The following is a 19,781-nucleotide window of genomic DNA, read 5'->3' as shown; positions in this document are numbered from 1 at the left end:
ACACGCATCAGACCGCCCAGCCAAAGTGCAGGGCGGCGATGCCACCGGAAAAATTGGTAACGGAAACGCGGGAGAATCCCGCGTTTTCCATTTCTGTCCGGAAAGTTTCCTGATCCGGGAACTGACGGATGGATTCCACGAGATACTGGTAGCTCTCCCGGTCGCCTGCGACGAGGCTGCCGAGGCGCGGGATCACATTGTAGCTGTAGGTGTCGTAGGCCGCCTGCAGGGCAGGCGCTGTCATGTGGCTGAACTCCAGCACGCCAAGACGGCCGCCCGGCTTCAGCACGCGGCGGAACTCTTTCAGGCCGGCAATCCGATCCGCAAAATTGCGAATACCGAATGACACGGTGACAGCATCAAAGCTGCGGTCGGGATAGGGCAGGTTCTGCCCATCAGCGCAGACCCAGTCGAGCCGGCCATCCCATTTTGCATTGTCGGCGCGTGCCTTGCCGGCTTCCAGCATGGCATCATTGATATCGCAGACGATGGCCGTGGCTTTCGCATCAATGCCGCGCCGCTTGCCGGCCTTGTCGGCGAGCTCAAGGAAAGCGCGGGCCAGTTCGCCCGTGCCGCCGGCGACATCGAGATGGCGTTCGCCCGGCTGCGGGTTCACCTTGTTCATGGCATCATGCTTCCACAGGCGGTGCACGCCTGCGGACATGAGATCGTTCATCAGGTCATACCGCGAGGCGACCGAGCGGAATACGCCCTTCACCCGGGCGACCTTCTCGGACTCCGTCACCTCCTCGAAACCGAAGGAGACCTTGCGCTCTGTTTCTGCGTCTGACATGCGCGCCACCATAGTTACCTGAACCGCCATAAGCTATATGCGATAAGAATGCCTGAATTACCCGAAGTCGAGACAGTTCGCCGCGGACTCGCCCCTGTCATGGAGGGCGCGATCATCCAGTCATTGCTGCAGAACCGGGCCGACCTGCGTTTCCCCTTCCCTGAGCGGTTTGCCGAGCGCGTGAGCGGCGCGCGCATTGAGCGCATGGGGCGGCGGGCAAAGTTCCTGACGCTGGACCTGTCGACGGGCGAAGTGTTGGTCATGCATCTCGGCATGACGGGGCGGTTCACGGTTGGCGGAAATGCAACGGCTGACTTCCACCGTCCGACCGGCAATGATGCGCGCCACGACCATGTCGTGTTCCGGATGCAGGACGGCCAGACCGTAACCTATAACGACCCGCGCCGTTTCGGGTTTATGGAACTGTGGCCTGCGGCGACCTTTGACACCTATCCGCGCCTGATGGCGATGGGACCGGAGCCATTGTCGAACGGCTTTTCCGCCGCCTATCTGGACACGGCCCTGAAGGGCAAGGCGACACCGATCAAGGCAGCGCTGCTCGACCAGTCAGTCATTGCAGGCCTCGGCAACATCTATGTGTGCGAAGCGCTCTACCGCGCGGGTATTTCACCCAAGCGCAAGGCCGCCAGCATTCCGGGCCAACGCGCGGCGAGGCTGGCGCCAGCGATCAACCAGGTGATTGCCGAGGCGATCGATGCCGGTGGATCGTCGATCTCGGACTTTGCCAATGCGAGCGGGGAGCTTGGCTATTTCCAGCACCGGTTCGATGTCTATGACCGCGAATACAAGCCCTGCAAGGCGTGCGGGGCGCCGATCCGGCGGATCGTCCAGTCCGGGCGGTCGACTTTTTATTGCGGGACGTGCCAGCGCTAGCGGCCGGGCTTAAGGCCAAGCCGCCAGAGCGGCGCGCCGAGGCCGCCTGATACCATCGCGGCCAGAATCTGGGGGGCTGGCCAGATGCGGCTGACGGACGCGGCGAACCCGTCGCGCATCAGCGGCAGGATCCGGGAGTCCGACTGGTAGACCGGTGTGAACAGGAAACTCATCAGCTGGAACAGGCGCACATGCAGCGCGCGCATCTTCGCATAATCGGCCAGGGCATCGCGAACATCCGTCTTGCGGCCGAGGGCGCGGGCGAGCGCAAAGGCATCCAGCAGGGCCATATTGGCCCCCTGCCCGAGCTGCGGACTGGCCGCATGCCAGCTGTCTCCGAGATGGACCATGCGGCCCGCGACGGCAGGCCAGTGGGTGCGGTGGCGATAGCGGGCGAAGGTCAGGTCGTCATGGGACCGGAGGGAGGCGAGGAGGGATTCCGTCTCGGGCCAAAGCGAGAGGGCGGCGTCGCGCCAATGCGTGAGCGGGGCAGCGCGCCACGCCTCATGCTGGTCGCCGCGAATGGACCAAAAATAGGTGGCTGTGTCGGGCGCTCCGGCTGCGGCACGGCCTGACGGCATCACGCCGGCCATGCGGCTGGCCGCTTCATAGCGTTGCTCAAGGGCATCGGCATGGAACCCCGTCGCAGGCCAGGGCAATGTGGCCCAGAGAGCGCCATAGGGGAGTTCACGGCTCGGCGTTGTGGAGAGTACCGAGCGTACACCGAGGGCATCTACGATGAGGTCGAACGGGCCATGCGTGGCGCCACTGGCATCGACCAGGACGGCATCTTTGGGATTGGCTGCCGTGATGCGGGTGGACGACGCGATCCGCGCGCCTGCAGTCATTGCTGCACTATGGACCAGATTGAACAGGGCAGGTCTCTGGATCGAGATGCCGATCAGGGCCGGTCGCAGAGAGCCATAGCGTACATCCAGTACGATACGACCTGAGCGGCGGGACAGGCCATAGAGCCGCCGGATGGGTGCGCCGAGCGCCTCGGCCTCTGTGCGCAGGCCCAGCTCATCCAGAATGGTGAGACCTGTCTCCTGAAGGATCAGGCCCGAGCCAAGAGGCCCAACGGTTTCGAACTGGTCGAAGACCGTGACGCGGTGGCCCTCACGGGCGAGGAACGCTGCCGCAGCGAGGCCGCCGATCCCGGCGCCTGCAATACCGATATTGAGTGACGTCCCCAAACCCTGCCCCCCAACCGGCCTGCCTGCACCCTAGGCGAGGCGCATGACAGGCCGCAAGAGGACCGCTCGCTGGCTAGAAGACGGCCTTCACTTCAGGCTCTTCCATCATTTCCTTGCGGACGAGCGGGATAGGCGGGCCGCCATAGGACAGGAACTCGTCGTGGAAGGCCTGCCAGCCGGCACGCGGATCGTCGGGGAAGTGTTTCGCCGTCCAGTCCTCGCGCAACTTGCGGATCATGAGCTTGCCCATCGTGTAGTTGAGATAGGCCGGGTCATAGGTACCGCGAGCGGCTTGCTGCGTGGCATTGCCCGGATCCTGGTAGCATTCGTTGCGGAAGAGGTTGTAGCTCTCCTCAACGGTCATGCCTTCAGCGTGGAGGCCGATGGCGGAAAGATAGCGGCAGTCGCGCAGCAGGGCATTCGAGAGCTGGCCGACATGGGTTTCCGCATCGCCATCGTGCAGGCCCGCATCATACATCATCTCTTCGGCATAATGCGCCCAGCCCTCGGCAAAGGCATAGCCGACGAAGAGCTTGCCGAGCACGGACTCAGACCGGTTCGAATGCAGGAAGTTCAGGAAGTGGCCGGGCCAGACCTCGTGCACGCTGGTGAAGAGCAAGTCTTCCTTGCCGGGCACATAGGCGTTGCGGGTTTCCTCGTCCCAGGAAGGGTCTGGCGGGGAGATGTAATAGACCGATGGCAGGCCTTTTTCGTAGGGTCCCGGAATGTCGATATAGGCGGAGTTCTGCCGGTTATAGGGCGGGGATTCCTCAACGAGGGCCTGCTCGGTGCCGGGGATGGTGACGATATTGTTTGCCTCGATGAAGGCACGCAGTTCGGGCAGCTGATCGCGCGCTTCCTCGACCGGGCCGATCTCGGGCTTGTTCGCCCCCATCTTGGCCATGCAGTCGCCGAGCGAGAGGCCGGGTGCATAGGCCGTGCAGGCCTCTTTCAAGGCGTCCTGGTTGCGTTTGAGGTCAGCCTCGCCAATGGCTTTCAGCTCGGCGAGCGGGATATCGACCGCTTCGGTGAGGCGGACCATGTCGGAGAATTTCCCGGCGCCGAGGGCGTAACCATCCTTGGTGGCGGGGACCGAGCCGATATGATCGGACAGGGCCTGCATGGCGACGGCCGCTTCGGCCGTTGCGGCGTCGAACTCGGCCTGCAGGGCTTCGTCCTTCACGTCAGCAAAGGCCGCCTTGGCGTCGCCGCCATAATATTCCGCAAAGCCCCCAAAGCCTGCCTGACCGTATTTGAGATAGGTTTCAGGCAGCGGCATCTGGAGATTTGCCTCGATCTGCTTGGCGGCGGCGGGGACCGCTTTCGCGTATTTGATGAAGGCCTTCATGCGCGTTTCAGCGTCGGCATAGGGCCGGGCGATGTAGACGTTCGGGTCCAGCGCACCGACATAGAAGCTTGGATTCTTGTGGGGCCAGTCGGCTTCGGTCAGCCAGAAGAGCTCGCCCTGCAGGACGTGGATCAGGTAGCTGCGTTCATACTTGTCGTTATCCGAGAGGTCGGCGTCATCTAGGGCTTCTGCTGCTGCGATCGCCTGCTGGCGTTGGTCGATGGCAAGCTGGAGGCCAGATGGCGACCAGTCAGGCAGCTGGCCGTCGAATTCGTGACGGCCCTGGTAGATGGCGAAACCCGGATTGACGGGGAAATAAGACTCGAGGAAATCGGAGAGATAGGCGCCCCAGGCCGTGCTGGTGTCGATGGCCATTGGGTCGGCGTCGATGCGGGGCGGTGTCGGCACGTCGGTCGTGGGGGCGGGCAGTTCAACATAGAGGTCCGGTTCCTGGCCGGCCATCTTGCTCGTACAGCCCGTGGCGGCGAGTGCCACCAGCGAGGCGGCCATCATCAATCCGTGAATTTTCATGGAACTTCCCTCTCATATCCCGCGCAATGGCGCGCTTTTGTTTTCAACAACTGACACTTTCACGGCAGAATTTACCAGTCACATTTATCAGGATTTTGCAGTTCGGGATTGCGCGTTAGACCATGCCGCCATCGGTGGGCAGGCCGAACAGGATGCGCCCGGTCAGTTCCCATGTCGAAGGGGCGGTCACGATATGTTGCGTGATGGCGTGGCTGTCGCGGAAGTGGCGCTGCAGGTCTGAGGATTCGAACAGGGCCGCGCCGCCGCCGAGATCGTAGAGCGTGCGGCAGATGTCGGCGCCGGTGCGCGTCATGTGGGTGCAGGCCATGCGCAGCGCCGCGCGGCGCTCCATGGGGATGGCGCCCTCCCCTGTCGCCACGGCCCATGTCTGGTCGATTTCATCGAAGAGATAGGCGCGGGCGGCGCGCCAGGCTGCTTCGCACTTGGCAAACTCGGCCTGCATGGTCTGGCGCTCGGCCAGCGTCTTGGACGAGCCTTGGGATTTCTTGGTTGTCGCCAGCGCAGCGAAGGCATCCAGCGCGCCGCGCGCATTGCCGAGCGCAACAGAGGATACGCCAAGCGACAGGAGGCCGAAGGCCGGGAACTTGAACAGGCCACCCGTCTCGTGGGGCTCGTCGACCATCAGCGAAACGGACTGCGCCTTGGGAACGATGATGTCCTTCACCTCGAAATCGCCTGAGCCTGTGCCCTTGAGGCCCATGACATGCCATGTGTCGAGCAGGGTCGCCTCGCTCGCCGGGAAGACCATCATTCGCGCATCCGGCGCGCCGCTGGGAAGGCGCTTCATCTCGCCGTTTTCCCAAACCGTGCAGCCGCCGCAGAGCCATGTGCAATTGGCCGAGCCCGAGCCCCACTGCCAGCGGCCGGAGACGCGGTAATGGTCGCCGTGGTCCACGGCCTTGCCCATGGGCGCGAAGACGCCGCCGGTAATGATGTCAGGATCGGAATAGATCGCGCTCGCCGTGGCCGGCTCCATATAGGCGGCGTTCAGCGCTGTCGTGGCGCCGATCATCGCGCACCAGCCAGCACTGGCATTGGCCGTTGCGACAGCCTCGACAGCCTCAACGATTTCGCGGGGCGTGAGCTCACGCCCCCCAAAGCTTTTGGGCGTGACCATGCGGAACAGGCCCGCCTTGGCCATCTTCGCAGCGAGGTCTGCCGGCAGGCGGCGCACCTCTTCCATCTCAGCGGCGCGGGCGGCGAGTTCAGGCGCCAGTGCGCGGGCATTGGCGAGCGTGTCTGTCGGGGTAAATGTATCAGGCATGGTCGAAGACTAGACCTGAATGCCAAACGATCAAGGCTTCAGTGCGTCGTGGTATTTTGCCGGGGCGGCGTGGCGCCAGGACATGGCGAGCGCGGAGCGGAGCGTTGGCTCGTCGCAGGCCGCAAGGCGAATGGATGTTGCGCCCTTGTCACCCCATTTATTCGGCACCTTGAAGAAGATGTCCGGCTCGGCCTCGACCAGCATGGCCTGTTCCTCAAGCGTCAGGAAAACGTTCGAGAATTCATGGTGCGGTGGCAGCGTGCAGAAGATCTTGCCCTTGGGCACGTCGACGCGGAAGCTGGCCCACTCAAAATGGGGTTTCTCGATCGCATGCGGAAAGGAAAGCGCCACCGCGCGCAACTTGTCAGGCCTGATCATCCGGTCCCTCCCACCTGTAGCGAACGTCGGGCTCACGTTCTTCATTCTCCGATCCATCGGTGAATGCCACGGCCGTGAAACCGTGGCCTTCATAGAACTGCCGCGCCCCGGTATTTCGCTGGAATGTCCATAGTTCCAGCCGGGGAACGGTGAGCATGGCCATCTGAATCAGCGCAGTGCCGATGCCCTGCTGCCAGAAAGGCACTGCAACATACAGGTGGCCCAGTTCGCTGCCAAGGCGCGCCGAGAACCCGGCGATGCCGGCAGGGCTGGAGGCAAGCCAAACATCCGAGCCCGGAATAACGTCTTGCCGGAAATACTGAAAAACTTCGTTAGGCGTATGCACCACGGCAAGCCATGGCATCGCTGCCGCCCGTGCCTCCATGTGTATTTCCGCCAATGCCGCCGCATCGTCTATCGTCGCCCGGCGCATGACCAGATCCCGGATCATGCGGGCTGCCTCATAATGACAGCGCGCCCAGAATGACGGCCATCAGCAGGGCAGACAGCAGGACAAAAATGTAAAGGTTGTCGAGCATCAGCGTTCTCAAAATCGAACTGAACGGGCCCCGTCCGTACACCACCCGGTTCAGGCGGTAGAGGTAGAAGTTAGAATAGACAATCAGCGCGAGGCTGACCCAGCCAAGCCCGATGAATGGCACAAGGAGAAGACCGATTGCCATGGCGAAGAAGAGCGCCGAATGGAAGTGAAGCGAGACGATGAGGTGGTCGAAGAACAGGAACTGGCGCCGCCAGAAATAGACCAGGGCGAGCAGGCAGGCATAGACCGGAAGCAGCACGAACATCATCCGCGGTATCCAGCGCTGTGTCTGCTCGGCCAACCGTCCCGGATCGTCCATGACTTCGGCAAAACGGGCCGCATCCGTGTCACCGTTCGCGCCAGCCTCCCGCACCGCGTCAAGCGCCTCACGGGGCATGAATCCGGCCCATTCCGTGTCCGGCGCGTCCGGCGCCGCGACCTCGCCTTCGGGGGCAGGCGCCGCTGGCGTCACGAGTCCGGGAATGCCGCCCCGCCAGACTTGTTCAGCCTGGTCCAGGCTGCGGATCGTCGCTTGATATTCCTCGTCACTCATTTCGCCGTCGGCATGCGACTGTTCAATTTCGGCGCGGGCGTCCTCGAAATTCTGGGCGCCCTTCGGCATGAACGCGAAGCCCTGGCCCATGACCAGCGGCATGAGAACGAAGAAGATCAGCGAGGCGAGCACATAGAGACGGAAAGGCGGAAGGAAGCGGGCGCGCTGGCCATCAAGATAGCGGCGCGTCATGCGTCCCGGACGCATGATCAGGTCGGGAACTGTTTGCGCAAAGCGGCTGTCGATGGAGAAGAGCGTTTCCACGCTCTCGCCGAGAAGCGACCAGAACGGGCGGCGCAGGCTATGTGCGCCCTGCCCGCATTCCGGACAGTAATTGGCCTTGAGCGGTTCGCCGCAATTGAGGCAACGCGTGTCATTCGCCTCGCGCCGACCCCCGGCAAGGCCTGCGACCGCATCGGCACCCGCATGCTCAATCGCCGAATCGACGGCACCTCCCAGCGGATCACTCATCTGATTCCTCCACCCCTAGCGGAATACCAACGGCTTTTTCGCCATGAAACGGCGGGTCGCGGCATCATATCGCAAGGTCTGGTTCACTGGGGCAAGCCCATATGTTTGCGCGCGCAGGAATTCCATCAGGCCCTTGCGCTTGCCGGCATCCTTCAGAGCATCTGGCGTCAGCGTTTCGCCGATGACGACCGGCAGGGCCGTTCCCATGCGGCGTTTCACTTCGCGGAAGACGAGGGCGAGGCGCAACTCCAGCGAAAAGTGGCTTGCGAGCTGGAAGAGGCGCGAATTCTGGCCCTCGAAATAAACCGGCGTCACATGGGCGCCTGAATGCGAGATGAGCTTGGCCGTGAAGGGTTTCCATTCGTCATCCACGGCCGTGCGGTCGAACGGGCGCGGCGTCGTGGCAACGCCGCCGCCGGGGAAGACGATGACACAGCCGCCGGCCTTCACATGGTCCAGCGCTTCCCTGCGCATGGCGACATTGGCTGCGAGGGCTTCCTTCGTGCCGGAGAAGTCGACAGGCAGGATATAGGGCCGCGCCTCAGGCACACCATCGAGGGCGGAATTGGTGAGAACCTTGAAATCCATGCGGCGGAGGCTGACCAGCCAGCAGATGACGAGGCCATCAAGCACGCCGAAGGGATGGTTCGCGACGATGACCAGCGGGCCCGTGCGCGGGATTTCTGCCAGGCGCGACGCCGAGAACTGCACGTCGAGATCAAGGAGGCGCATCGCGGCCTCGAAGAAGGGCACGTCATGGGCGAGATGGTCGCGGTAATGCTCGTAGAGCTGCTTGATCTTCGGCTGGCCGGACATGCGCTCGACCGTGCGGATGAGGCGCCGCTTCAGCGGATCGTCGAAATAGGACGCGTAGGAAAGCTCGGGGGACTCCAGCGTCTCGGTTGTCATCTAAAGCCTCAACATCCGCGCCAGATTGTTCTTCTGGATGTCCGATGAACCGCCGACAATGGGCATGCCGAGCAGGTCGCGGACATTGCGTTCGATGTCATACGCATCCGAGAGGCCATAGGCGCCGATGACCTGCTGGCAGGCGAGGCCGATCTCGACGCCGGTGTCGGCGACATAGAGCTTGGCCATGGCGGTCTCGACGCTGCAGGGCATGTGCTCGCTGGCGAGCCAGGCGGCGTGGTAGAGCATGTGGCGGCAGGCGGCGAGCTTTGTACGCGCGGTGACGAGCTTGTGCGCGATGGCCTGATGCCTGGAGATCGGCTTGCCGAACTGGGTGCGCTCCTGCGCATAGGTCCAGGCCTCTTCCAGCGCGGCGCGGGCGATGCCGTAGGCGACAGCGGTAATCTCGATCTTCTCGACATCGAGCGCGCGCCCGGCAAGCGCTTCCCAGCCCTTGTTCCATTTCTCGGGGCCGCCAACGATGGCACTAGCCGGCAGGCGGACGTCATCAAGGAAGACGTCCATCGAGTCCGTGTAGCGCAGGTTGGCATGTTCGAGCGGCTGCATCGAGACGCCGGGCGCATCGGTCGGCACAAGGACGAAGGTGAGGTTGCCGTGGCGGTCTTCCGGCCCGCCGGAGCGGCAGAGGCAGTAGATATAATCCGACCAGTCCGCGCCCGTGCACCAGCGCTTGGCGCCATTGATGACGATCTCGTCGCCGTCGCGGGTGACACGCGTCTCGACGCTAGGCAGGTCGCCGCCCACATTGGGTTCGGACAGGCCATAGCAGAGGAACATTTCGCCGCGTGCCAGTTTGGGGAGCAGGGCTTCCTTCTGCTCCTTCGAGCCGTTCTCGGAAATATTGAGGCCGCCATAGAAGGCCGCATGGATGAAGGGCCCGGCCATGCTGGGGCCGCCCTGACAGAGTTCCTCGATCACGGCGGCGGCGGCGTAGATATCCTCGCCCTGCCCGCCATATTCTTCCGGGATGGTGAGGCCGATCAGGCCCATCTCTGCGAGTTCCTTGAACAGCGCGCGGTCCCACGTATGGGCCTTGTCCCACTCGCGGCGTTTCTCGCGGGGCATCCTGTCAGCCACCCAGCGCGACAGCTGGCGGCGGAGTTCGGTGACATGGGCGGGTTCGGGGGCAAAACTGGTCATGTGCGATACCTAGTGCGATTGCCCCAAACGGGAAAGCGGGATGTCGCTAGTCCTCCCCTATCCGCGCCGCATCGAACGGCGTCGTCTGGTAAACCTGGTTTATCCAGTTGCCGAAGAGAAGGTGCGCGTGGCTGCGCCAGCGGTTGAGCGGCTGGGCGGTCGTGTCGTCCTTCGGGAAATAGCCATAGGGCGGCTTGATGGCCTTTCCGGCGGCCACATCGCGCTCATACTCTTCCTTCAGCGATGTCGAATCATATTCGATATGGTTGAAACAGTAGAGATTGCGCTGGGCCGGCTCCGACAGAAGGCATGGACCGGTCACGTCTGATTCCATGAGGATCTGCAGGCCGGGCGCCTTGGCAATGTCATCAGCGCGCACTTCGGTCCAGCGGCTGACCGGGATCTGGAAATCATCGGAAAAGCCGGAGAGGAAGGGCGATGTCGGCACCAGATTGCGGTGACGGTAAACGCCGAACGCCTTCTCCGCCAGCGTATGCTTGGGCACGCCGTGCAGGTGCCAGGCGGCGGCCATGGCGCCCCAGCAGATGAAGAAGCTGGAATGGACGTTGGTGCGTGTCCAGTCGAGAATTTCGGTGAGTTCCTGCCAGTAGCCGACGTCTTCGTATTCCAGCGTCTCGACCGGCGCACCGGTAATGATGAAGCCATCGAACTTGCGGTCCCGCACATCCGCCCAGTTCTGGTAGAAACTGATCAGGTGCTCCTCCGGCGTATTCTTGGGCGTATGCCCACCCACCATGATCAGCGTCAGCTCGACCTGCAGGGGCGAAGCACCGATCAGGCGCGCGATCTGCGCCTCGGTGCGGATTTTGTTGGGCATCAGGTTCAGGAGGCCGATCTGCAGCGGGCGGATATCCTGACGGATCGCGTCCGTCTCGCTCATCACGGAAACGCCTTCGCGCACGAGCACATCGCGGGCGGGCAGCGTATCTGGGATCCTGATTGGCATAGCCATGACTCCAATTCTTCAGCATCGCGAGAAAGGGAGGCGGATTGCAGGCGTCTGCTGGCAGTTCCGCGCGGCCTTTTAGCGACTTGTTTAACGTGGCTGCAAGCCGACCGGCCAAATCACCACGAAAACGCAGATAGCGCCGACACGCCCCGGCGTCAAATTCCTGTTGCTGTTTACCCCGCTGAAACCGCTCGACTCGGATAAAATGTTCTGCTTATGTTCTTTTACAGGAGCCCCCATGCGCCAGCCGACAGAGATCGAGTCCCTCTATATCGACTTCGACGCGTTCTTTGCCAACGCGGAGAAGCAATTGCGCCCGGAACTACGCGATCGCCCGGTCGGGGTCATCCCGCTCCAGTCGGACCATACGAGCCTGATAGCCCGCTGTTATCTCGCCAAAGAGGCGGGCATCAAGCGGGGCACATCCGTGCGAGAGGCGCTGGCCCTCTGCCCGGATATCGCCCTGCCCGTGGCGCGCCATGATGTCTATGTGAAGCTGCATCATGAGATCCTGGCGGAAATCGACCGCCACACGCCCGTGCACCGGGTCTGGTCGGTGGACGAAATGGAGTGCGCCCTGAGCGGCTCGGAGCGCCAGCGCTGCGAGACCCTCGCTGCGGACATCCGCGAAGGCCTGCGCCAGAATATCGGGCCCTGGCTGACACCCTCCATCGGCCTTGCCCCCAACCAGTTCCTCGCCAAGGTCGCCGCCGAAATGGACAAGCCGAACGGCTTCGTCATCCTGCGCCCGGAAGACCTGCCGGGACGCCTGTTCGATCTGGAGCTGAAGGACCTGCCCGGCATTTCGAGCGGCATGTATGCGCGCCTTGGACGGGCCGGTGTCTACACGGTCGAGGCGCTGTGGAATCTCTCGCCGAAACAGGCACGCCAGATCTGGAACAGTGTCGAGGGGGAACGCATGTGGGCGCAGCTGCATGGCTATGCGGTCTCTCGCCCTGAAACCGTGCGGCGCATGTTCGGGCATGGCCGCATCCTGTCGAATGACTGGCGCCAGCCTGAAAAGGCCCGCGAATGCCTGCGTCTGCTGACTGCCAAGGCGGCGCGGCGCCTGCGCCGGGAGAATTATACGGCCAGCATGCTCGCCGTTTCCATGTCATGCACGGACGGGCGGCGCTGGAGCGGGGAGCGCAGCTTTTTCCCGGCGCGCGACGATCACACATTCCTGCACGAGGCCAGCCTGCTCTATGATATGGGGATGGCCGCCCTGCGAAGCGGCCGGCTGAAGAAGGTCTCTGTCATCCTGCACGGGCTGAACCAGACCGGCGAGGCCAGCGCGGACCTGTTCGACCATGAGGACAGCCGCTCGGAGCGCCACCGCTGGGAGCGGGTGACGGACGCGATGGATGCCTTGAACGCCCGCCATGGCACCTGCGTTGTGTCGCTCGGCACCCATAATGAGCCGCCCGGCGGCTATGCCGGGGCAAAGATCGCCTTTGGCCGCGTGCCCGACCTCAATGATTTCGATACGGTGCCTGACAAGTCCAGAACCGCCTGACGCGCATCTTGCGCAAGATTCAGCGTGATCGCATCGGATGAAGCCGGTGCACAAGGCGCGGCAGCATGCGGCCGGAGATGGACGGAGACTCCGCCTCGCCATCCCGCTCGGCCCCCATACGCAGGTAGAACTTCATCGCATCAGGATCGCAGTCGATCACAAGGTCCCTCGCTCCGGAATCCTGCGCCACGCGGCAGGCCCAGACATACATCATCTGGCCGGTGCCCTCGCCGAGGCGCGTGGGTTCGACAAAGAGTTTCTCGAGCCATGCCGTGTCACCGTCCAGCGCAACCTGCGCGACGCCGGCAATGCCGCGAATATCGTCGGCCACGATAACGATGCTGGATTCCACATCTTCTTCGGCGATGGTCAGTTCCGCGCGGAACTCCTCCAGTATGTCATCCGGATAGCCCCAAACCGCCTTCGACCGCATACAGAGGTCTGTCAGGGTGGCGTACTCGTAGTGGCTGGGTGAGCGAAGGCGCATCCTATTCGCCCGTCAGCTTGGGTGCGCGTTTTTCCTTGAAGGCCGCGACAGCTTCGCGGCGATCCCCCAGATAGTTCGACACGCTCTCCCAGCCGATACTGGCATCCATGAGCTGCGCCGCCAATGCACGCAGTGGAATGTTCGCCGTGGTCTTGGTCCAGCGCACGGCCCATTTCGGATTGGCCTGCAGTTTGGCCACGAGTTCGGCAACCTTGGCATCCAGCTCTGCGGCAGGTACGGCATAGTTGATCAAGCCGATGCGTTCAGCCTCCTTCGCAGTCAAGAGATCACCGGTCATCAGCAATTCCTTGGCCTTGGCAAAGCCGATCAGCTGGGGCCAGATCAGCGCGCCGCCATCACCGGCAACCAGGCCGACCTTCACATGCGGGTCGCCGATCTTGGCGGTCTCGTCGGCAATGATGATGTCGCAGAGCAGCGCGATGGTCGCCCCGAGACCGGCGGCTGCACCGTTCATGCGGCAGAGGATCGGCTTTTCCATGTTGAGCAGGGTCGTGACGATCTGCTTGGCGTCCCAGCCAATGGCGCGGAAGCGTTCGGGATGATTGATCTGCTCCTCGAACCAGTCGAAATCCCCGCCTGCACAAAAGGCGCGGCCCTTGGCGGTAAGGATGATGATGTCGCTCTCGCTGTCGCGCTGCAGGCAGTTGAACACGAGCGCGAGTTCAGTGTGCATCTGCTCGTCGACGCCATTGACCGGATGGTCTGACGTGATCGCGGCGGTGAGGACACGCCCCTCACGGGAGAAGGTGAAGCGCTCCCATTTGTCCTGCGTGATGTCGTAACTGGTGCTCATGCCTCTTCTCCCACTTTCACGACACGCCGCCCGAAATTCTCGCCACGGAACAGGCCGCAGAAGGCTTTGGGCATGGCTGCGATGCCGTCGAAGCGTTCTTCATTGCTCTTCAGCTTTCCGCTCGCCAGGAGGCTGGCCATGGTCTGCAGGGCCTCAGGAAACTCGCGGGCGAAATCGAACACGACGAGGCCCTGTATGTTCACGCGGTGCGTGATGAAGGGTTTTGTGTTGATGATGCCGGGCGTCTCTTCAGGCGTGAGATTATAGTCGGCCACCTGTCCTGAAATGCAGATGCGCCCGTTGAGCGCCATCAGTGGCAGGACGCGGTTGACCATCTCGTTGCCGACATTGTCGAAGAGGACATCGACGCCCTTCGGAAAGTGTTCGGCGATGTCGGCTGTCAGGTCAGACGCTGTCTTGTAATTGATGGCCGCATCGAAGCCTGCCTCGCCCGTCAGAAATTCGCACTTGGAATCCGCGCCGGCAATGCCGACCACTTTTGATGCGCCCCAGGCTTTCGCGAGTTGGCCCGCCGTCGCGCCGACCGGACCGGCGGCGGACGTGACCAGCACGGCGTCGCCTTCCTTGAACTTCGCGACTGTCTTCATCCCGAACCAGGCCGTCAGGCCCGGCACGCCGAGCACACCGATCCAGGCGCTGAGCGGCACGGGCGCTTCAGGCACCTTGCCGATAAAGCCCCTGCCCGACTGGATCGAATGCGTCTTCCAGCCACCGGCGCAGAATACTTTGGTGCCGACCGGAAAAGCCTCGTTCTGGCTGGCATCCACGACGCCGACGCTAAAGCCGTCAATCGGCTTGCCGAGCGGAAGGGCCATCGCATAGGAATCGCCGCCTGACAGGCGGGAGCGCGTACCGGGATCGACCGAGCACCAGACATGGGCCACCCGGAACTGCCCCTCTTTCGGCTCAGGCAGGGCCGCAGTCTCCAGCGCAAAGTCTTCCGGCACGGGCGGTCCCTCGCAATAGCGCTTGAGCACGATCTGCTGCATCTCGGCCATCAATGATATCTCCCGGAGCTTTTCAGACAGCATAGGGGGCAAGTGGTTCGTGTCACGCCATGACTTCGGGGCACGCTCATACTATGAACGCCGGATCATAGACGTGAGGAGTTATCGATGCCGAAGGATGTCCTGTTCCTGTTGCCCCCGGGATTTGAGGATAAGGGCCGCCGCGAGTTCTGCCCGGAATGCGCCGAGATCTGGGGCGTGCTCAGCTATTTTCCCGCCATACGGGATGCGCTCGACATCGTGCATGTGGGCCTTGAGCATCCCCGTGCCGAAATCGTCGCGCTGATTGGCGAGGGGCGTCACAATGCGCCGACGCTGGTCCTGCATCCCGACACGCAGGTGCATCCGGACCTTGATGTGCAGGAGGCCAATGGCCTGCGCTACCTGCCAAGTGCCCGCAGCATCGCGCGCCATTTTGCCCATCGCTACGGCACGCCGGTGCCGCGCGGCAGCTAAGCGACTTGCGCTGCCCTTGGGGCAGCACCGCACCAAACAGGAAAACACAAAGGCAGGAGACGTTCATGACAGCCAAACCCGTAAAGACGCGCATCACCGAAATGCTGGGCATCGAAAAGCCGATCATCCAGGCCGCCATGGGCTGGATCGCCCGCTCACATCTCTCCTCAGCCGTCTCCAATGCGGGCGGCATGGGCATTATCGAAACCTCGTCCGGCGAACTGGATGCCGTGCGCGAGGAAATCCTCAAGATGCGCGACCTGACGGACAAGCCCTTCGGCGTGAACGTGGCGCAGGCCTTTGTGCGCGACCCGAACATTGTCGACTTCATCATCAATCAGGGCATCAAGTTCGTCACGACATCGGCCGGGGATCCGATGAAATATACGAGCATGCTCAAAGAGGCCGGGCTGACCGTATTTCACGTCGTGCCGAGTCTCCAGGGCGCGCTGCGCGCCATCGAGGCGGGCGTTGACGGGCTGATCGTCGAGGGCGGCGAAGGCGGCGGTTTCAAGAACCCGAAGGATGTGGCCTCCATGGTGCTGATCCCGCTCGTCTGCGAACATGTGAATGTGCCGGTTGTTGCAGCGGGCGGCATTACGGACGGCCGCACAATGGCAGCAGCCTTTGCGCTCGGCGCCGAAGGCGTGCTGATGGGCACGCGCATTCTTTCGTCTGCCGAGAGCCCTGTGCACCAGAACTGGAAGGACGCGATCGTGAACGCGGAGGCGACCGATACGGTCTTCCTCAACCGCGCCGGCCCCGGCCCTGCCCTGCGCGCGCTACGCACCGAGCGGACAACACGGCTCGAAACCGAAGGCAGCCCGAACATCTTCGGCGAATTCGCAGATACGCAGGCCGTCTATTTCGGCGGCGATCTCGAAGCAGGGATCGCGCTGACCGGGCAAGTGGCGGGGCGGATCCGGGACATCAAACCTGTTGCCCAGCTGTTTGAGGAGACCATCGCGGAATATCACGCGACAATCGCGCGCCTTGCTGGCTGAACCGTTCCAGACAGCTGGTTTTTGCCATGGTTTGACGATAGACCAGACCTAACCAGTCTGAGGACACTTGATGACCCCAAAGCATATCATGCTCGGCACAGCGGCCGCGTTGACCCTGACCGTGCCCGCCTGCGAGAAGACATCCAGCGACGAGCGCGAGGCTGCAACAGCGCCTGCGCCTGCCGCCGCCGCCCTGCCGGAAATCACCGTCACGGAAGCCGAATTGCGTGACAATCCGTTCCGGCGCGAATGGACCGCCGATTTCGGCGTGCCGCCTTTCAACGACATCCGCGACACGCATTACCTGCCAGCCGTGAAGAAGGGCATTCTGGAACAGCGCGCGGAAATTGCCGCCATCGTCGACAATCCGGATGCGCCAACTTTTGAGAACACGATCGTGGCGCTGGACCAGACCGGCGCGTCCCTCGACAAGGTGATGAAGACATTCGGCAACATCACGAATACGGACACGAACGATACGCTAAGCGCGCTTGAATCGGAAATCTACCCGATGCTGACGCGCGAATCCGATGCGATCAGTTTCAACCCTGCCCTCTTCGAAAGGGTGCAGGCCGTTTACGCAAAGCGCGACCGTCTCGGGCTGGATGAACAGGACGCCCGCCTGCTGGAACTGACCCATCGCAGTTTCGTGCGCCAGGGCGCCGCGCTCAGCCCGGAGGCGAAGGCAGAAGTCGCCGCGATAAATGCAGCACTCTCCAGCCTGACGACCGAATTCGGCAAGAATCTGCTGCTCGCAACGAAATCCTTCCAGATCGAGGTGACCGACGAGGCAGACCTTGCTGGCCTCTCGGACGATTTCAAGAAAGCCATCAAGGTCGAGGGCGAAGACAAATGGATCCTCACGGTCGACCGGTCCGTCTACGAGACCTTCATGACCGAAGGCGAGAACCGTGACCTGCGCAAGCAGATGTTCGACGGCTACCGGCTGCGCGCCTCATCCGGCGCGCATGACAATGGCCCCATCCTGATACGGATTGCGCAGCTGCGCGCCAAGCGGGCCGAGCTGATGGGGTATCCGTCCCACGCCGCCTACCAGCTGGCGCCGCGTATGGCGAAAACGCCCGAACAGGCCGAGGCCTTCCTCGTGCGCGTTCTGGAACCCGCCCTTGCCCGCGCGAAGGAAGAACGCGCCGACATGCAGGCCCTGATCGGCGATGACTTCCAGCTGGAAGGCCAGGACTGGTGGTTCTACGCCGACAAGGTGCGCCAGGCGAAATACGCCTTCGACGGCAATGCGCTGAAGCCCTATTTCGAGATCGGCGCCGTGCGGCAGGGCGTTTTCGATGTTGCCAGCCATCTGTTCAATATCAGCTTCACGCCCGTTGCCACCGATACATGGAACCCGCAGGTCCAGTCATGGGACGTGAAGGATAATGCCACCGGCGCGCATCTCGGCCTGTTCATGGCCGACATGTATTCACGCGGCTCCAAGCGCGGCGGCGCGTGGATGAGCTCGTTCCGCAACGCCTCGGACGTGGACGAGAACATCCGCCCCATCGTGGTCAACAATTTGAACATCACGCCCCCGGCCAAGGGGGAGCCGACCTTGCTGTCCTATGATGAGGTGGAGACCGTATTCCACGAATTCGGCCACGGCCTGCACGGCCTGCTGACCCAGGTGAAGTATTCGACCTTTTCAGGTGTCGACGGTCCGAAGGACTATACCGAATTTCCGTCCCAGCTCCTCGAGCACTGGGCCGACGATCCGGAAGTGCTGGCCAAATATGCGAAGCATTACAAGACCGGCGAGGTCATCCCGCTTGAACTTGTCGACAAGATGAATGCCGCCGCGGCCTTCAATCAGGGTTTCAAGACGACCGAGTATATTGCGGCCTCCCTGCTGGACCTGCGCTGGCATTCGCTGTCCTCTGAAGAGGCCGCAAAGATCACCGACGCGCGCGCCTTCGAGAAACAGGTGCTGGATGACTATGGTATCCCGCCGGAAATCGAGCCGCGCTACCGCTCGCAATATTTCAGCCATATCTTTTCCGGCGGCTATTCGGCCGGATACTATGGTTATCTCTGGGCGGAAATTCTCGATGCCGACGGGTTCGCCGCCTTCAAGGAGACAGGCGACATCTACAATCCTGAACTGGCAGGCAAATTGAAGAAGTGGATCTACGAGGCGGGCGGCATGCGTGAGGCCGATGAGCTCTATCGCAATTTCCGCGGGTCGGACCCGACGATTGAGCCCCTGCTCAGGAATCGCGGTTTTGTCGACGACAAGCCGAGCGAAGGCTGAAGCGCCGAGACTGAGACAAACAAAAAGCCCGCCGGCATGAACCAGCGGGCTTTTTTATTGAATGGAGCTGCAATCAGATCGAGGTCTCGACCGCTTCCTTGCAGATGATGGCTTTGACATCATCCACCGTGTTGGCCTCACGCAGCGCATCGCGCACCGCTGGCTGACGGAAAACCCGGCTGACCTGCGCGAGCGCCCGCAAGTGGTCCGCGCCGGCCGACAAAGGCGCCAGCAGCATGAAGATCAGGTCGCAGGGCCGGTCGTCGATGGCTTCAAAGTCGACGCCTGTCGCAAGACGCATGAAACCGCCAATCGGCGCATCGATGCCGTCCACACGCGCATGGGGAATGGCAACGCCCTCGCCGACCCCTGTCGAGCCGAGACGCTCCCGCTCCATGACGGAATCCTCGATTTCCCGCGCGGAAATCCCGGTCACACGCCCAAGCTCTTCAGACAGGGCATGCAAGGCCTGTTTCCGGCTTGACGCCTCGAAACAAGGAAGAATGATCCCGCCTTTTAGCAGGGAGCTCAGATCGGTTGCCATAAACGCTGCTTCCGTGTGCGGGCTTCAGTTCCTGGGAGTGTTAGCCGGGTCAACCCAGCCGATATGTCCATCCGGGCGGCGGTAGACCATATTCAGGCCGTCATGGCCAGCATTCCTGAACATGAGCGCTGGAACCTCCTGCAGTTCCAGCTGCATGACGGCTTCGGAAACGCTCATTTTGCGAATGCTGACTGAGGTTTCAGCCACGGTCAGCGGCACATCGGAAATGTCCTCGATCTCATCGTCGAGATCCTCGGTATCGGCTCCGTTTCCATTGACCTTGAACACGGCGCCTGTTGCCATTTCAGCCGGAAGTGGCGCGGACGGGTTGGCATGATGGTCCTTCAGGCGGCGCTTGTAGCGGCGCACCCGCTTTTCCATTTTTCCGAGGCTGTCTTCCAGGGCGGCGTAGGGATCGCCTGCCTTGCCGGTCGATTGCAGCACGATGCCCGAGGGTAGGTGAACGTTGCAATCCACCTCGACGAGATGGCCTTGCTGCGAGACGTAAACGCTCGCCTCTCCCGTGCGATTGAAATACTTACTGACTGCCGCCTCCAGGCCGTCTTCGATGCGGCTCCTGAGAGCCTCGCCGAGATCCATATGCTTGCCAGTAATCTGTATCTGCATGGGCGGTCTCCT

Annotated in this window: 20 protein-coding genes and 1 riboswitch; of the genes, 5 read left to right on the top strand and 15 right to left on the bottom strand. The window is 62.4% G+C overall.

What is annotated here, in order from left to right; all coding sequences use genetic code 11:
- Positions 1-7: 7 nt before the first annotated feature.
- The gene (ubiE, locus tag HY30_RS11605) at positions 8-793 is read right to left on the bottom strand and encodes a bifunctional demethylmenaquinone methyltransferase/2-methoxy-6-polyprenyl-1,4-benzoquinol methylase UbiE (protein ID WP_034740545.1); all 786 of its coding nucleotides are present in this window, start codon (positions 791-793) and stop codon (positions 8-10) included.
- A 48-nt stretch (positions 794-841) separates the two neighbouring features.
- On the opposite strand from ubiE, the gene mutM reads away from it, so the two are divergent.
- Positions 842-1,687, top strand: a complete 846-nt coding sequence (gene mutM, locus HY30_RS11600; RefSeq protein ID WP_034740374.1) for a bifunctional DNA-formamidopyrimidine glycosylase/DNA-(apurinic or apyrimidinic site) lyase — start codon at positions 842-844, stop codon at positions 1,685-1,687.
- Here the strand turns inward: mutM and HY30_RS11595 are convergent.
- The 9 genes from HY30_RS11595 to HY30_RS11555 form a co-directional block, all read right to left on the bottom strand.
- Positions 1,684-2,883 (bottom strand): FAD-dependent oxidoreductase, encoded by a 1,200-nt coding sequence (locus HY30_RS11595; RefSeq protein ID WP_034740372.1) that lies wholly within the window; start codon positions 2,881-2,883, stop codon positions 1,684-1,686. The two genes, mutM and HY30_RS11595, sit on opposite strands and share 4 nt — an antisense overlap.
- A 73-nt stretch (positions 2,884-2,956) precedes the next feature.
- Positions 2,957-4,762 carry a DUF885 domain-containing protein gene (locus HY30_RS11590; protein WP_034740370.1) on the bottom strand — a complete coding sequence of 602 codons (1,806 nt, stop codon included), beginning with the start codon at positions 4,760-4,762 and terminating at the stop codon, positions 2,957-2,959.
- A gap of 115 nt (positions 4,763-4,877) precedes the next feature.
- The gene (locus tag HY30_RS11585; protein ID WP_034740367.1) at positions 4,878-6,047 is read right to left on the bottom strand and encodes an acyl-CoA dehydrogenase family protein; all 1,170 of its coding nucleotides are present in this window, start codon (positions 6,045-6,047) and stop codon (positions 4,878-4,880) included.
- Between the two features lie 30 nt (positions 6,048-6,077).
- Positions 6,078-6,425, bottom strand: coding sequence for an MmcQ/YjbR family DNA-binding protein (locus HY30_RS11580; protein WP_034740365.1), 348 nt, complete (start codon positions 6,423-6,425; stop codon positions 6,078-6,080).
- On the bottom strand, positions 6,412-6,876 hold the full coding sequence (locus tag HY30_RS11575; RefSeq protein ID WP_034740363.1) for a GNAT family N-acetyltransferase: 465 nt from the start codon (positions 6,874-6,876) through the stop codon (positions 6,412-6,414). Before HY30_RS11575 ends, HY30_RS11580 begins: the two co-directional genes overlap by 14 nt.
- A 10-nt stretch (positions 6,877-6,886) precedes the next feature.
- Complete coding sequence (locus tag HY30_RS11570; RefSeq protein WP_034740361.1) at positions 6,887-7,990, bottom strand: DUF3667 domain-containing protein; 1,104 nt, start codon at positions 7,988-7,990, stop codon at positions 6,887-6,889.
- Between the two features lie 15 nt (positions 7,991-8,005).
- A complete protein-coding gene (locus HY30_RS11565; RefSeq protein ID WP_051615371.1) occupies positions 8,006-8,899 on the bottom strand; it encodes a lysophospholipid acyltransferase family protein in 894 nt (297 codons plus the stop codon).
- Positions 8,900-10,060 carry an acyl-CoA dehydrogenase family protein gene (locus HY30_RS11560; RefSeq protein ID WP_034740359.1) on the bottom strand — a complete coding sequence of 387 codons (1,161 nt, stop codon included), beginning with the start codon at positions 10,058-10,060 and terminating at the stop codon, positions 8,900-8,902.
- Between the two features lie 46 nt (positions 10,061-10,106).
- The gene (locus tag HY30_RS11555) at positions 10,107-11,027 is read right to left on the bottom strand and encodes a homoserine O-succinyltransferase (RefSeq protein ID WP_034740357.1); all 921 of its coding nucleotides are present in this window, start codon (positions 11,025-11,027) and stop codon (positions 10,107-10,109) included.
- 58 nt (positions 11,028-11,085) lie between these two features.
- Positions 11,086-11,163, bottom strand: a riboswitch (SAM riboswitch).
- Positions 11,164-11,268: 105 nt separating this feature from the next.
- Here HY30_RS11555 and HY30_RS11550 point away from each other — a divergent pair.
- Positions 11,269-12,546, top strand: coding sequence for a Y-family DNA polymerase (locus tag HY30_RS11550; RefSeq protein WP_051615369.1), 1,278 nt, complete (start codon positions 11,269-11,271; stop codon positions 12,544-12,546).
- Between the two features lie 19 nt (positions 12,547-12,565).
- Here HY30_RS11550 and HY30_RS11545 read toward each other — a convergent pair whose 3' ends face one another.
- Genes HY30_RS11545 through HY30_RS11535 form a run of 3 tightly spaced genes read right to left on the bottom strand, consistent with a single transcriptional unit; the run spans position 12,566 to position 14,866 of the window.
- On the bottom strand, positions 12,566-13,033 hold the full coding sequence (locus HY30_RS11545; RefSeq protein WP_034740353.1) for a GNAT family N-acetyltransferase: 468 nt from the start codon (positions 13,031-13,033) through the stop codon (positions 12,566-12,568).
- Position 13,034: 1 nt separating this feature from the next.
- A complete protein-coding gene (locus tag HY30_RS11540) occupies positions 13,035-13,847 on the bottom strand; it encodes an enoyl-CoA hydratase/isomerase family protein (protein WP_034740351.1) in 813 nt (270 codons plus the stop codon).
- A complete protein-coding gene (locus HY30_RS11535; protein ID WP_206741460.1) occupies positions 13,844-14,866 on the bottom strand; it encodes an NADP-dependent oxidoreductase in 1,023 nt (340 codons plus the stop codon). The genes HY30_RS11540 and HY30_RS11535 overlap by 4 nt, the downstream gene beginning before the upstream one ends.
- Before the next feature lie 117 nt (positions 14,867-14,983).
- On the opposite strand from HY30_RS11535, the gene HY30_RS11530 reads away from it, so the two are divergent.
- The 3 genes from HY30_RS11530 (at position 14,984) to HY30_RS11520 (ending at position 18,598) form a co-directional block, all read left to right on the top strand.
- The gene (locus tag HY30_RS11530) at positions 14,984-15,331 is read left to right on the top strand and encodes a DUF3088 family protein (protein WP_034740349.1); all 348 of its coding nucleotides are present in this window, start codon (positions 14,984-14,986) and stop codon (positions 15,329-15,331) included.
- 65 nt (positions 15,332-15,396) lie between these two features.
- On the top strand, positions 15,397-16,335 hold the full coding sequence (locus tag HY30_RS11525) for an NAD(P)H-dependent flavin oxidoreductase (protein ID WP_034740347.1): 939 nt from the start codon (positions 15,397-15,399) through the stop codon (positions 16,333-16,335).
- A 70-nt stretch (positions 16,336-16,405) separates the two neighbouring features.
- Entirely contained in the window at positions 16,406-18,598 is a 2,193-nt protein-coding gene (locus HY30_RS11520; protein ID WP_034740345.1) for a M3 family metallopeptidase, read from the top strand.
- 73 nt (positions 18,599-18,671) lie between these two features.
- Here HY30_RS11520 and HY30_RS11515 read toward each other — a convergent pair whose 3' ends face one another.
- Both HY30_RS11515 and hpf read right to left on the bottom strand, forming a co-directional pair.
- Complete coding sequence (locus HY30_RS11515) at positions 18,672-19,142, bottom strand: PTS sugar transporter subunit IIA (RefSeq protein ID WP_034740343.1); 471 nt, start codon at positions 19,140-19,142, stop codon at positions 18,672-18,674.
- Between the two features lie 24 nt (positions 19,143-19,166).
- Positions 19,167-19,769, bottom strand: a complete 603-nt coding sequence (gene hpf / locus HY30_RS11510; protein WP_034740341.1) for a ribosome hibernation-promoting factor, HPF/YfiA family — start codon at positions 19,767-19,769, stop codon at positions 19,167-19,169.
- Positions 19,770-19,781: the final 12 nt, after the last annotated feature.

It is taken from the genome of Hyphomonas chukchiensis (assembly GCF_000682695.1).
Classification (GTDB): Bacteria; Pseudomonadota; Alphaproteobacteria; order Caulobacterales; family Hyphomonadaceae; genus Hyphomonas; species Hyphomonas chukchiensis.
Note: the sequence above shows the minus strand (reverse complement) of the source record. Positions and strands in the feature narration are given on the sequence as shown.

Coding starts and splice junctions, on each gene's coding strand:
- ubiE (WP_034740545.1), bottom strand. CDS start 793: ATGTCAGACGCAGAAACAGAGCGCAAGGTCTCCTTCGGTTTCGAGGAG.
- mutM (WP_034740374.1), top strand. CDS start 842: ATGCCTGAATTACCCGAAGTCGAGACAGTTCGCCGCGGACTCGCCCCT.
- HY30_RS11590 (WP_034740370.1), bottom strand. CDS start 4,762: ATGAAAATTCACGGATTGATGATGGCCGCCTCGCTGGTGGCACTCGCC.
- HY30_RS11585 (WP_034740367.1), bottom strand. CDS start 6,047: ATGCCTGATACATTTACCCCGACAGACACGCTCGCCAATGCCCGCGCA.
- HY30_RS11580 (WP_034740365.1), bottom strand. CDS start 6,425: ATGATCAGGCCTGACAAGTTGCGCGCGGTGGCGCTTTCCTTTCCGCAT.
- HY30_RS11575 (WP_034740363.1), bottom strand. CDS start 6,876: ATGATCCGGGATCTGGTCATGCGCCGGGCGACGATAGACGATGCGGCG.
- HY30_RS11570 (WP_034740361.1), bottom strand. CDS start 7,990: ATGAGTGATCCGCTGGGAGGTGCCGTCGATTCGGCGATTGAGCATGCG.
- HY30_RS11565 (WP_051615371.1), bottom strand. CDS start 8,899: ATGACAACCGAGACGCTGGAGTCCCCCGAGCTTTCCTACGCGTCCTAT.
- HY30_RS11560 (WP_034740359.1), bottom strand. CDS start 10,060: ATGACCAGTTTTGCCCCCGAACCCGCCCATGTCACCGAACTCCGCCGC.
- HY30_RS11555 (WP_034740357.1), bottom strand. CDS start 11,027: ATGCCAATCAGGATCCCAGATACGCTGCCCGCCCGCGATGTGCTCGTG.
- HY30_RS11550 (WP_051615369.1), top strand. CDS start 11,269: ATGCGCCAGCCGACAGAGATCGAGTCCCTCTATATCGACTTCGACGCG.
- HY30_RS11545 (WP_034740353.1), bottom strand. CDS start 13,033: ATGCGCCTTCGCTCACCCAGCCACTACGAGTACGCCACCCTGACAGAC.
- HY30_RS11540 (WP_034740351.1), bottom strand. CDS start 13,847: ATGAGCACCAGTTACGACATCACGCAGGACAAATGGGAGCGCTTCACC.
- HY30_RS11535 (WP_206741460.1), bottom strand. CDS start 14,866: ATGGCCGAGATGCAGCAGATCGTGCTCAAGCGCTATTGCGAGGGACCG.
- HY30_RS11530 (WP_034740349.1), top strand. CDS start 14,984: ATGCCGAAGGATGTCCTGTTCCTGTTGCCCCCGGGATTTGAGGATAAG.
- HY30_RS11525 (WP_034740347.1), top strand. CDS start 15,397: ATGACAGCCAAACCCGTAAAGACGCGCATCACCGAAATGCTGGGCATC.
- HY30_RS11520 (WP_034740345.1), top strand. CDS start 16,406: ATGACCCCAAAGCATATCATGCTCGGCACAGCGGCCGCGTTGACCCTG.
- HY30_RS11515 (WP_034740343.1), bottom strand. CDS start 19,142: ATGGCAACCGATCTGAGCTCCCTGCTAAAAGGCGGGATCATTCTTCCT.
- hpf (WP_034740341.1), bottom strand. CDS start 19,769: ATGCAGATACAGATTACTGGCAAGCATATGGATCTCGGCGAGGCTCTC.